Consider the following 12,190-nt stretch of genomic DNA (forward strand, 5'->3'; position numbering starts at 1 on the left):
GGCCCACAGATTGGGCGACACCACCAGCCTGTCACGGCGGCCGCCATGCAGCTCCGCCATGCGGCGCTGGCCGACCGAATCCATCTGGTTGAGGAAGCGCGCCTGCGCGTTCTCGATCTGGGCGTCGGTGACATGGCTGATCAGCCGGTCGGCGGCGCGCCAGGCTTCGTCCTCGGTCTCGCGCACGATGAAATGCAGCCGGATGCCGAAGCGCAGTTTTCTGCCGCGCCGCGCCGCCTTTGCGCGCGCCGCGGCCAGCTTCTCGGCCACCTGTGCCGGCGGTTCGCCCCAGGTCAGATACATGTCGACGAGGTCCGCGGCGAGATCCTGGCCGGCATCCGACGATCCGCCGAAATAGAGCGGCGGCCGTTCCTGGTGCGGCAGAAGGTCGAGGCGGCCATTTTCGACGCGGTAATATTTGCCGTTGAAATTGACCCGCTCGCCGGACACCAGGCCGCGCCAGATGGTCAGGAATTCATGCGCCTGGGCATAGCGCTCGTCATGCGGCAGGAAGACGCCGTCGCCGGCGAGCTCGGTCGGGTTGCCGCCGACCACGACATTGAGCAGCAGGCGGCCATTGCTCAAGCGATCGAGGGCGGCGGTCTGGCGTGCGGCGAAAGTCGGCAGCGTCACGCCCGGCCGCAGCGCGACCAGGAACTTCAGTTTTTCGGTGAGTGTCGCAAGGCCCGTCGCGGTGATCCAGGAATCCTCGCAATTCTGGCCGGTCGGCAACAGCACGCCGGGAAAGCCGAGCCGGTCGACCGCCTGCGCGATCTCCTTGAAGTAGCCGAATTCGGGCGGCCGCTGCTGCTCCTCGGAACCGAGATAGGAGCCGTCGCCATGCGTCGGGATGAACCAGAAGAAATCGAGCGGTGCGGTGCTGGCAGGCGCGGTCATGTCTGGCACAGTCACGGGCGGATCTCCTGGAGATATGGGTGCGAACGCAAATGGCGCCGGGCGTTCTCACCCGGCGCCGTCAGGGGACAAGTCAGTTGCCGGGTGCCGTCCACACCGCGTCGGAGATACGGACCGCGTTCGGGATCAGCCCGAGCTTGAAGAAGCGGTCTGCGGTCGCCTGCTGGCCGGCGATGATCTCGTCGGTGATCGGGAAGATGCCGAATTTGGTGCGGTTGGCGGCGATGATCTGCGCGTCGAGCGGCACGCCGGTCACCTCATGCAGCGCCGCGGCCACCTTGTCGCGGTTCTGGTCGGCCCATTTCGCCGCCTCGCCCAAGGCTGATATCGTCGTGGTGACGGTTTCGGGATGCGCCTTGGCGAAATCCTTGTTGGCGAGGAAATAGGTGTTGACCTTCAGCACCTCGCTGGAGCGGGCCAGCACACGCGGCTGGTAGCGGGTTTCGGCGATGGCGAAGAACGGATCCCAGACGGTCCAGGCATCGATCTGGTCGCTGGCAAAGGCTGCGGCCGCATCCGCCGGGCTGAGATAGACCGGCGTGATCTGGTCGAACGGGATGCCGGCCTTCTCCAGCGCGGCGACGAGCAGATTATGCGCGCTGGTGCCCTTGCCGACACCGACGCGCTTGCCCTTGAGATCGGCGACCGACTGGATCGGCGACGCCGGCTTGACGAAGATCGCCTCGCCCTCGCCATTCGACGGCAGCGCTGCGGCATAGACGATGTTGGCACCGGCCGACTGGCCGAAGATCGGCGGCGCGTCGCCGGTCCAGCCGACATCGATGGCGCCGACATTGAGCGCCTCGACCAGCGGCGGACCGGCGGTGAACTCGACCCATTTGACCGTCACGCCCTTGTCTTCAAGTGCCTTCTCGATCACCTGCTGCTGCCTGGCGATCACCGGCAGGCCGGTCTTCTGATAGCCGATGCTGAACTGCTTCAGCTCCTGCGCCGTGGCGCCGGACGACACGGCAACCGTCGCCGCCAGCAGGCCGATGCCGAAAACACGTCTCGTTAGATTGAACATTGATCCCTCTCCTTCGCTGCGGATCGGCGCCGGAAATGGCCTCGCCGGTTGGAAGATGGATGAGGCTAGGTAATTCTATAAATTTAGTAGAGGAATGATTTTGCGAGTTAGAGGGGAGAATGGGAATTATCTTCTTTGGCTACCTGGAATTCGCCATCCTGGGGTCTGCGCTGCGTCGCTTCGCTCCTTGCCCCGCCCTAGGATGACGAAGACGCGGGGGCTAGTGCCAATCGCCAATCCCCTCACTGCGACCAGTACTGCCAGGCCCAGTAAAAACTCTCGTCGCGTGGCGGCAGGCGGTCGCGCTCGGCGTCCCAGCGGACCGGCGTTGGCGATTTCGGTTGCTGTTCAAGCGGCTGGCTTTCCCTGGTCCAGGCGAGAAGCCAATTGCCGGCTTGGGCGAACAGCACGGCGGTGGAATGGGTCATCGGCATTCTCTCCTGCTCTTCTGGTTCCCAATCATTCGCGTCCCGCCCACGGGACGAGCACGCGCTCGATCCTGCGGAGGGTGAATTCCAGCACGAAGGCAATGGCCGCGATCACCAATATGCCCATCACCACCACGTCGGTGACGAGGAACTGGGCGGCCGACTGGATCATGAAACCAAGCCCGCGCGTCGCCGCCACCAGTTCGGCGGCGACCAGCGTCGACCAGCCGGCGCCGAGCGCGATGCGCAGGCCGGTCAGGATCGCCGGCAGCGCGCTGGGCAGGATCACATGGCGGACCACTTGGCGCTGAGTAGCACCCAGTGAGCGCGCCGCATTGATGCGTTCCTGCGAAACGCCGCGAACGCCGGACGCGGTCGACAATGCCACCGGCGCCAGCATGGAAATAGTGATCACCAGGATCTTCGACGGTTCGCCGATGCCGAACCAGATGACGACCAGCGGCAGGTAGGCGAGCGGCGGGATCGGCCGCAGGAACTCAAGCAGCGGATCGAAGATGCCGCGCCCGATCGTGCTGATGCCGATGGCGAGCCCAACCGGCACGCCGACGAGGATGGCGGCGACCAGCGCGGCGAAAACCCGGCCCAGGCTGGCGATCGCATGCTGCAGCAGCGTCGCATCGACGAAGCCGTCGCGGGCGACGGTGATGAACTTGTTCCACACCGCAACCGGCGAGGGCAGGAACACTGGCGACACCAGTTGCAGGCGGGCCGACAGCGCCCACAGCGCCAGCACCACCAGGATGGTCACCACGCTGACCGCGCGCGCGGAAACGCCTTTGCGTTTCGGGCTGGACCGCGACCACGGCACCGACAGGCCGTCGGTCTCGTCGACCTTGTGTCCCGGCCGCTCGGTGTAGGAGGTAACGGTCATGCCGCCTCTCCTTCGAAGATCGCGTCGGTTAGTTCGCCGCGCGCCGCGGCGAAGGCCGGGTCGGCCTTGATGGTGCGGATGGCCTCGCCCGATGCGTAGCGCCTGGAGAAGCTGGGTTCGAAAGTTTGCACCACGCGGCCCGGGCCAGGCGCCAGCACGACGATGCGGGTGGCCAGCACCAGCGCCTCCTCGATGCCATGCGTCACCATCAGCACGCCGACATCGCTTGCCGTCCACAGATCGAGCAGCGTCGTCTGCATGCGCTCGCGCGTCAGCGCATCGAGCGCGCCGAGCGGTTCGTCGAGCAGCAGGAATTTGGGTTCGGCGGCGAGCGCCCGAGCCAGGCCGACACGCTGGCGCATACCGCCGGAAAGCTCCCAGATGCACTTGTCGCCGGCGTCGGCGAGCTTCACCAGCGCCAGCAGCTCATCGGCGCGCCGCGCCCGCTCGGCCGGAGCGACACCGCGCAGCCTGAGCGCGAAGGCAACGTTTTCGCGCGCCGTCAGCCATGGGAACAAAGCATCGTTCTGGAACACCACCGCCCGGTCCGAGCCAGGTGCTGTGATCGGCTTGCCGTTGATTGAAGCCGTACCGCGCGCCGGCGCGACAAGGCCGGCGGCGACGTTGAGCAGCGAGGTCTTGCCGCAGCCGGAACGGCCGACCAGCACGACGAAATCGCCCTTGGCGACATCGATCGACACCCGCTCGACGGCAGGCGCTGCCTGGCCGTCATAGTGGATCGAGACCTTGTCCAGTACGAGATGCGGGTCGAGCACGAGATGCGGCATGGATGCCTCGCGGTTCGTTGAAATCCGACTGCCCCGGCCCTCGTCAGCGGTTCCGGGGCAGTCAGCACGCGGCGTTAGGGAAAAAGATCCGCGCGCGTTCAGAGCAATTCCAGGAAAAGTGTGAAGCGGTTTTCCGTCCGGAATTGCGTTAAGCGAGTACTAGTTCGAGGCGAGCGCCTCGGTGACGTATTTCGACGATACGTATTTCGAATAGTCGGGAAGCACGGCGTCGATCTTGCCTTGCTCCTTGAGGAAGGTGGATGTCGCTTCGACCGCCTTGACCGTGCCGCCGCCGAGGAATTTGTCGGAGGCCTGCTCTTCCAGCGTCGGGAAGACATAGCCCTTGAGCAGCTGCGGCACTTCTTCCAGCTTGGCGCCGGTGAGTTTGGCGATCGCGGCCGCCTGCGGCGACGATACCGACCAGGCTTCGGGCTTGGCGAGGAACTCGGCATATGCCGCGCCCGTCACCTTGACGAAGTCGCGCACCGCTTCCGGGTTCTTTTCGGCGAAGTCGGTGCGCACGATCCAGGCGTCGAAGGTCGGCGCGCCCCAGGCGGCGACCTGCGAGGAATCCACCACCACCTTGCCCGTCGTCTTGATCTGGCCGAGCGCCGGATCCCAGACATAAGCGGCGTCGATGTCGCCGCGCGAAAAGGCGGCGGCGATTTCCGGAGGCCTGAGATTGAGGATCTCGACCGACTTCGGATCGACGCCCTCATGCTTCAGTGCCGCGAGCAGGCTGTAATGCGTCGTCGAGACGAACGGCACGGCGACCTTCTTGCCGGCGAGATCGGCGATTTTCTCGATGCCGGCGCCGTTGCGTGCCACCAGCGCCTCGGATTCGCCGATCAGGCCGACGATGAAGATGGTCTGGATCGGCAACTCGCGGCTCGCCGCCGCCGCCAGCGGACTCGAGCCGACATAGCCGATATCGACCGAACCGGAAGCGACCGCGGCGATGACATCGGCGCCGGAATCGAATTTGCGCCAATCAATGGTGGCCTTCGTCGCCTTTTCATAGGCGCCGTCGGCCTGCGGCACTTTCGAGGGTTCGACCACCGTCTGGTAGCCGATGGTGATCTTGAGGTCGTTGGCCAGGGCCGGGCCGAGGAAGGCCGCACCGGCAAGTGCCGCCGACGAGAGCAGAAGAATGCGTCGCGAAATGGTGGACATGAAGGGCTCCTGAAAAGAGAAAAACCGGAATGCTTCATAATAGTCAGCTAATTCTATGGTTCTTGTAGAGTTAAATCCTTCCAACCAAGGCGGGCTTGTTAGAAAAAAGCTGTCGATGGTGAGGTGGTGAGGCGGATAGGGTGGTTGCGGTGGGGCAGAGTGTCGCCACAGGGCAGGCCTTTCGACGCCGGCGGGCCAGCGCCCCCTCTGTCCCACCGACCTTTAACCTCCTGAACTGCCGTGATGGCTCCGCCTACGCCCACCGCGAACTAGAATTCCCGCTTCCGGCCTTTCCAGGCAAATTCATGCCTCAAACAACCGGCGATTTGACAACCCATTCCGCGTGTTCGGGGGTAAGTATAGTAATCTTATCGACATTGAGACTGGAGGCGACGATGAGCAGTCACCATATCGCGATGATCGCGCCCCCAAACTCGTGCGCTTTTGTGTCCCTGTGGGCACAAAGGCTGGTCAAAATGGCCGGCGCGGCTTGAAAACGAAGCAAAATCAGCAGTTCTCGGCTTGTACATCATGTCACTAGAATTTATGTGTCATGCGGGCTTGGACGCGGCGGCAACGCACGCCAGGCGTTTTGCAACCGATGGTTCCATGCCGTCGCATGCCAGAGAAATTTTGATCTCATGCTCACCAAAAAAGGTAAGTACGGCCTCAAGGCGCTTGTCCACCTCGCGCGATTGCCGGCCGGGCAGCTCGCCTTCGTCAACGACGTCGCCACCGGCAACAACATCCCGAAGAAATTTCTCGACGCCATCCTGGGCGAGTTGCGCAATGCCGGCTTCGTCCAGAGCCGCAAGGGCAAGGATGGCGGCTATCGCCTGGCGCGGCCCGCCGACGAGATCAAGGTCGGCCATGTCGTGCGCGTCCTCGACGGTCCGCTGGCGCCGATCCCCTGCGCCAGCCGCACCCAGTACCAGCGCTGTGAAGATTGCAACGAGGCGACATGCCAAGTCCGACATCTGATGCTCGAGGTCCGGCAGGCGATCGCCGAGGTGCTCGATCAGCGCAGCCTCGCCGAAATGCGCGATATCTCTCTCGACGACCTGTCGGTCGGCATCGGCGATCTGCCGGTCGCGGTGAAGGTCCAGGCCTGACACTGGCGCTGCGCAGAGCGAAGGCATGCCTATGACCGGGCGCGCCAACTCCATCATCATTGTCGGTGGCGGCGCCAGCGGCGTCGTGCTGGCCGCGCATCTCCTGAAGTCGCCCAATCCCGACCTGCGCGTCACGCTGATCGAAAGGCGCCCGCATTTCGGTCAGGGCATCGCCTATTCGACGCTGCTGTCGGCGCATGTACTGAATGTCAGCGCCGCCGGCATGAGCGCCTATGCCGACGATCCCGGCAATTTCTGGCGCTGGCTTCAGGAACGCGGCCTGGCAACGGCTGAGGAGGCGCCCTTCTATGCGCCACGCAGCATCTATGCCCGCTATCTCGGCGAGTTGCTGGTCGATCTGGAAGCGCGGGAAAAGCAGAGCGGTCGGCTTCGGCTGATCCGCGAGGAAAGCCTCTCGATCACGCCCACCGCCTCCGGCGTCGAAGTGGCGCTGGCCAACGGCACCAGCGTCGTTGCGCATCTCGCCGTGCTGGCCACCGGCCATGACGAGGAGCCGGCGCAAGGCCATGCCATCAGGATGGGATCGGAAGCCGACACAGCACTTCCGCCCGGCGCCGGCGTCATGGTGCTGGGCACCGGCCTCAGCATGGTCGATGCTTTCCTGGCGCTGGAGCAACGCGGCCATCGCGGCGACATCATAGCTGTGTCCAGGCGCGGCCTGCTGCCCTCGCCGCATCGCAAGGGCAATCCGATCAAGCTCGACGTCGCCGACATTCCGCTCGGCACGCAGCTCTCCTATTTCGTCGGCTGGTTCCGCGACCTGATCAAGGAAAACCAGAAGGCCGGCATCGACTGGCGTGACGTCGTCGACGGGCTGCGGCCGTTCAACCAGAAGATCTGGCAGAACTGGCCGGCTTCCGCCAAGCGCCGCTTCGTCGAGCACACCAAGGCCTGGTGGGACATCCACCGCCATCGCATGGCGCCCGAGGTCTACGCCCGTGTCACCGAGGCCGTGCAATCCGGCCGCATCCGCCTGGTCGCCGGCCGCGTCGTCGACATTGCGCGCAACGGCGAATTCACCGTCCAGGTCCAGTCGCGTCACACGCAGCGTCTCGAGACCTTCGAGGTCGCCCGCATCTACGATTGCTCTGGCATCGTCAGGGACATCTCGACCTCGTCGAACAGCGTCGTGCGCTCGCTGGTCGACCGCGGCCTGGCAAGGCCGGATCCGCTGCGCATCGGCCTCGACGTATCGACCAAATGCGAGATCATCGCCGGCGACGGAACCGTTTCGGCCAAGATCCTCGCCGTCGGCCCGCTGACGCGCGGCACCTTCTTCGAGATCGACGCCATCCCCGATATCCGCGTGCAGTGTGCGAGGCTGAGCAAGCAGCTGCTGGGGTAGGCTGTGTCGATATTCAGGTGATGCCGGCCTGCAAATGCGGCTTCCTGTGGCTTCCGGTGCTCACGTACCCAAAAGTACGCTCTGCTCCGGTTCTCGGAATCTGCCATTTTCGGCTCGCCTGACCTGAATCTCAACACACCCTCCAAGCCTTTGAGGCACAAACCGGAATTTCATTCCGCATCTGGCCGGTTGATTGGCACGATCTATCTTCTTTCCGACTGCAAAGGGCTGGAAAAGAGGCTACGCTGCCGCCCTGCCCAGAGGCGGTCGCTTGGTCATGGAGCATCGATATGAGCGAGCATGAGATCGCCGCACTGGACAGTGCCCCCTCGGAAGCCGAATTGTCCCGCCTGCGTCCGCCCTACAAGTCGGTACTCGACCTGATCGGCCAGACGCCGGTGGTCGAGCTGACCAAGTTCGACACCGGCAAATGCCGGCTGTTCATCAAGCTCGAAAGCCAGAATCCCGGCGGCTCGATCAAGGACCGCATCGCGCTGTCGATGATCGCCGCGGCTGAAAAGCAGGGCAAGCTCAAGCGCGGCGGCACCATCGTCGAGGCGACCGCCGGCAACACCGGGCTTGGTCTCGCCCAGGTCGGCATCCCCAAGGGCTACCGCATCGTGCTGGTCGTGCCCGACAAGATGTCGCGCGAAAAGATCCAGCACCTGCGCGCGCTCGGCGCCGAAGTGCGCATGACGCGCTCCGATGTCGGCAAGGGCCATGCCGAATATTACCAGGACATGGCCGAGAAGATCGCGGCGGAAACGCCCGGCGCCTTCTATGCCAACCAGTTCGCCAACCCGGCCAATCCGCTGGCGCATGAAACCACCACCGGCCCCGAGATCTTTTCGCAGCTCGACGGTGATGTGGATGCCGTGGTGGTCGGCGTCGGCTCGGGCGGCACGCTGACCGGGCTTGGCCGCTACTTCGCAAAAGTGTCGCCGAAGACCGAAATGGTGCTGGCCGATCCGGTCGGCTCGGTGCTGGCGCCGCTGATCAAGACCGGCAAGATGGAAGAGGCCGGCAGCTGGACCGTGGAAGGCATCGGCGAGGATTTCGTGCCTCCCAATGCCGATCTGTCGCTGGTCAAGAAGGCCTATTCGATCCCCGACAAGCAGAGCATGCTGGCGGTGCGCGACCTCTTGTCCAAGGAAGGTATCCTTGCCGGCTCATCGTCGGGCACGCTGCTGTCGGCGGCGCTGCGCTATTGCCGCGAGCAGACGGTGCCCAAACGCGTCGTCACCTTAGTCTGCGACAGCGGCAACAAGTACCTGTCGAAGGTGTTCGACGATTTCTGGCTGGCCGAGCAGGGGCTGGCCGAGCACGAGCAGCATGGCGATCTGCGTGACCTGGTGATGCGCTCGCACCGCACCGGCGACACCGTCTATGTCGGCCCGGACGAAAGCCTGCTCAATGCCTATGGCCGCATGCGCCGCTCCGATGTCTCGCAGCTGCCGGTGCTCGACAATGGCAAGCTCGTCGGCATCGTTGACGAAAGCGACATACTGGCCAAGGTCGACGGCCCTTATGACGGCCGCTGGGAGCGCTTCAACGGCCCAGTGCGCACGGCCATGACCTCCAACCTGCACACGCTGCAGGCCAGCCAGACGCTGGACGCGCTGCTGCCGGTGTTCGACCGCAACGAGGTCGCCATCATCTTCGACGGCGACGAATTCGTCGGCCTGATTACCCGCATCGATCTGATCAACCATCTGAGGCGCGCACGATGACCAGCAATACTCCGCCAGCCGGGAAAAACCGTCTGGCTTTCTCGACGCGCACCATCCATGGCGGCCAGAGCCACGACCCGCTGACCGGCGCGGTGATGGTGCCGATCTACGCCACCTCGACCTATGGCCAGCAATCGCCCGGCGTGCACAAGGGCTTTGAATATGCCCGCAGCCAGAACCCGACGCGCTTTGCGTTCGAGCGCGCCGTGGCCGATCTCGAAAGCGGCTCGGCTGCGTTCGCCTTCGCGTCCGGGCTGGCGGCGATCGCCACCGTGCTGGAGCTGCTCGATTCCGGTGCGCATATCGTTGCCACCGACGACATCTATGGCGGTTCCTTCCGGCTGATGGAGCGGGTGCGCAAACGCTCGGCCAATCTGCAGGTCTCGTTCGTCGACTTCACCGACCTTGCCGCCGTGGAGGCCGCGATCCGGCCCGAGACGAAAATGCTGTGGGTCGAAACCCCCACCAACCCGCTGCTGCGCATCGTCGACCTCGAAGGCGTCGCCGCACTTGCCAGGCGCAAGGGGATTCTCACGGTCGCCGACAACACCTTCTGCAGCCCCTATATCCAGCGGCCGCTGGAGCTTGGCATCGACATCGTCGTGCATTCGACGACCAAATATCTCAACGGCCATTCCGATATGGTCGGCGGCGTCGCCGTCGTCGGCGACAACAAGGATCTGGCCGCCCAGCTGAAATTCCTGCAGAACGCCATCGGCGCCATTTCGGGCCCGTTCGACAGTTTTCTGGCACTGCGCGGGCTGAAAACGCTGGCGCTGCGCATGGAGCGCCATTCCGCCAACGGGCTCAAGATCGCGCAATGGCTGGAAGCGCGCCGCGACGTCCGCCGCGTCATCTATCCCGGCCTCGCCAGCCACCCGCAGCACGCCGTCGCCGTCCAGCAGATGCATGCCTTCGGCGGCATGATCACAGCCGTGCTCGACCGCGACCTAGCCGGCACCAAAAAGTTCCTCGAACGCACGCAATTGTTCACGCTCGCCGAAAGCCTCGGCGGTGTGGAGAGCCTGATCGAGCACCCGGCGCTGATGACGCATGGCTCCATACCGGCGGAGAAACGGGCCGAGATCGGCATATCGGATTCGCTGGTAAGGTTGTCGGCGGGGATCGAGGATGGCGATGATCTGATTGCGGATCTGGAGCAGGCGCTGGCGGGCTAGAAGCTCAATCAACTTGCAACTTCAGCGTTGCCCCTCATCGCCCTGCCTTGGCTCCTTTCCTTTCCCTCCGGAGGGGAGAGAGGTGGCTCGGCGAAGCCGAGACGGAGTGGGGAAGGCGTTCGCAGACGCGCAGTCGCCGCAAGACAGGCACAATCTGACGAGCAAGAGACCTCAGGCGCGCGGCGAGGGTCGACCCCCACTCCGTCGAGCTTCGCTCGACACCTCTCCCCCGATCGACGGGGGAGAGGAAGGGCAAGGGGCGGCGCCGACGTCTCATGATGATGGACCGGCCAATTGACCCCGAACCCCATCTGCCCGAAATGTAGCGCCCCATGGCCACGCGCGAACCACCCAAGCCCACTGAACCCCTCACTTTCGCCGTGCTGGTGTTCCCAGGTTTTCCGATGATGGCGTTCAGCTCGGTCATCGAGCCGCTGCGCGCCGCCAATGTCCTGGCGAAACGGCAATGCTATCGCTGGATCATCGTCGGCGGCACGAAAGGTGCGGTCGAGGCGTCGAACGGCGTCGTCATCCAGCCGGGCTTTTACGCCGAGGATGCGCCGAAGGTCGACCGCATCGTCGTCTGCTCGGGCGGCGATGCCGATCACCTCGTCGCCGAGGACGCTGCACACTGGATCCGCAAGAGCCTGCGCAATGGCGCCCATATCGGTGCGGTGGCGGATGCCGCGTTCTTCCTGGCGCGCGCCGGCCTGCTCGACGGCCATGCCTGCACCTTGCACTGGACCAGCCAGGCCGCCTTCACCGAAGCCTTCCCCAACATCGAGCTCAGGCGCGACCTCTATGTCATCGACCGCAAGCGCTTCACCTCGGCCGGCGGTGTCGGCAGCCTCGACATGATGCTGGAGATCATCACCCGCGACTACGGCGCCGAGCTTGCCGCCGGCGTCGCCGAATGGTTCGTGCACAGCCAGCTGCGCTCCAGCATCGACCGCAAGATGATGCCGCTGCGCCTGCGCACCGGCGTCCAGAACGAGCTGGTGCTGTCGGCCATCGCCATCATGGAAGACGCGGTCGAGGAACGGCTCGGCATGGCCGAGCTGACCGCGAAGCTCGGCGTGTCCTCAGACAAGCTCGAGCGCTCCTTCCGCTCCGAACTCGCCATCTCGCCCAATGGCTATTACCGGCGCCTGAGGCTCAAACGCGCCGCTGACCTGCTGGCGCACTCGACGCTCGCCGTGCGCGACGTGGCGCTGGCGTGTGGGTTTGCCTCGATGTCGAGTTTTGCCCGGGCGTTTCGCGAGGAGCATGGCCATCCGCCGAAACTGGCGCGGAGGCATTAGGGTAGTCAAAGGAATGGCGGGACAGCGCCCCCCTCTGTCCTGCCGGACATCTCCCCCTCAAGGGGGGAGATCGGATGTAACAACGGCTTTCGCCAATTTTCAGCGATGAAGAAAAGAGCGATGAGGCCAAAGCTGCCAATCTCCCCCCTTGAGGGGGAGATGTCCGGCAGGACAGAGGGGGGCGCTTGGCGCCTGCATCTCTTGTTGCCCAGCGGCATTCCGCACAACACACGCGGTTTCCAGCACAATCCTCCGGCCCCCGCTGCGCCATGCTCCAGCC

Annotated in this window: 11 protein-coding genes; 5 read left to right on the plus strand and 6 right to left on the minus strand. The window is 64.5% G+C overall.

The features are described from left to right. From EN955_RS30340 to tauA, 6 genes are all read right to left on the minus strand, one after another. A partial coding sequence (locus EN955_RS30340; protein WP_164769928.1) for an LLM class flavin-dependent oxidoreductase occupies window positions 1–897 on the minus strand: 897 nt, incomplete at its 3' end. A 91-nt stretch (window positions 898–988) separates the two neighbouring features. Next, the gene (locus EN955_RS30345; RefSeq protein WP_024502225.1) at window positions 989–1,942 is read right to left on the minus strand and encodes a sulfonate ABC transporter substrate-binding protein; all 954 of its coding nucleotides are present in this window, start codon (window positions 1,940–1,942) and stop codon (window positions 989–991) included. A 242-nt stretch (window positions 1,943–2,184) separates the two neighbouring features. After that, window positions 2,185–2,370: a hypothetical protein gene (locus tag EN955_RS30350; protein ID WP_013528709.1), complete on the minus strand. Its 186-nt coding sequence runs from the start codon at window positions 2,368–2,370 to the stop codon at window positions 2,185–2,187. 31 nt (window positions 2,371–2,401) lie between these two features. Further along, window positions 2,402–3,262 (minus strand): ABC transporter permease subunit, encoded by an 861-nt coding sequence (locus tag EN955_RS30355; RefSeq protein ID WP_024502226.1) that lies wholly within the window; start codon window positions 3,260–3,262, stop codon window positions 2,402–2,404. Then, a complete protein-coding gene (locus tag EN955_RS30360) occupies window positions 3,259–4,050 on the minus strand; it encodes a taurine ABC transporter ATP-binding protein (RefSeq protein ID WP_024502227.1) in 792 nt (263 codons plus the stop codon). The genes EN955_RS30355 and EN955_RS30360 overlap by 4 nt, the downstream gene beginning before the upstream one ends. Before the next feature lie 159 nt (window positions 4,051–4,209). Then, window positions 4,210–5,223 (minus strand): taurine ABC transporter substrate-binding protein, encoded by a 1,014-nt coding sequence (gene tauA, locus EN955_RS30365; RefSeq protein ID WP_024502228.1) that lies wholly within the window; start codon window positions 5,221–5,223, stop codon window positions 4,210–4,212. A 641-nt stretch (window positions 5,224–5,864) separates the two neighbouring features. Here tauA and EN955_RS30370 point away from each other — a divergent pair. From EN955_RS30370 to EN955_RS30395, 5 genes are all read left to right on the plus strand, one after another. Further along, window positions 5,865–6,335 carry an Rrf2 family transcriptional regulator gene (locus tag EN955_RS30370; protein ID WP_013528705.1) on the plus strand — a complete coding sequence of 157 codons (471 nt, stop codon included), beginning with the start codon at window positions 5,865–5,867 and terminating at the stop codon, window positions 6,333–6,335. A 31-nt stretch (window positions 6,336–6,366) separates the two neighbouring features. Next, entirely contained in the window at window positions 6,367–7,701 is a 1,335-nt protein-coding gene (locus EN955_RS30375; RefSeq protein WP_013528704.1) for an FAD/NAD(P)-binding protein, read from the plus strand. Window positions 7,702–7,991: 290 nt separating this feature from the next. After that, window positions 7,992–9,431 carry a pyridoxal-phosphate dependent enzyme gene (locus tag EN955_RS30380; RefSeq protein ID WP_024502229.1) on the plus strand — a complete coding sequence of 480 codons (1,440 nt, stop codon included), beginning with the start codon at window positions 7,992–7,994 and terminating at the stop codon, window positions 9,429–9,431. Further along, entirely contained in the window at window positions 9,428–10,609 is a 1,182-nt protein-coding gene (locus tag EN955_RS30385; protein ID WP_024502230.1) for a PLP-dependent aspartate aminotransferase family protein, read from the plus strand. The genes EN955_RS30380 and EN955_RS30385 overlap by 4 nt, the downstream gene beginning before the upstream one ends. Before the next feature lie 332 nt (window positions 10,610–10,941). Continuing rightward, window positions 10,942–11,910, plus strand: coding sequence for a GlxA family transcriptional regulator (locus EN955_RS30395; protein ID WP_024504110.1), 969 nt, complete (start codon window positions 10,942–10,944; stop codon window positions 11,908–11,910). Window positions 11,911–12,190 lie beyond the last annotated feature (280 nt).

This window comes from Mesorhizobium sp. M7A.F.Ca.CA.001.04.2.1 (assembly GCF_003998485.1).
GTDB lineage: Bacteria > Pseudomonadota > Alphaproteobacteria > Rhizobiales > Rhizobiaceae > Mesorhizobium > Mesorhizobium ciceri.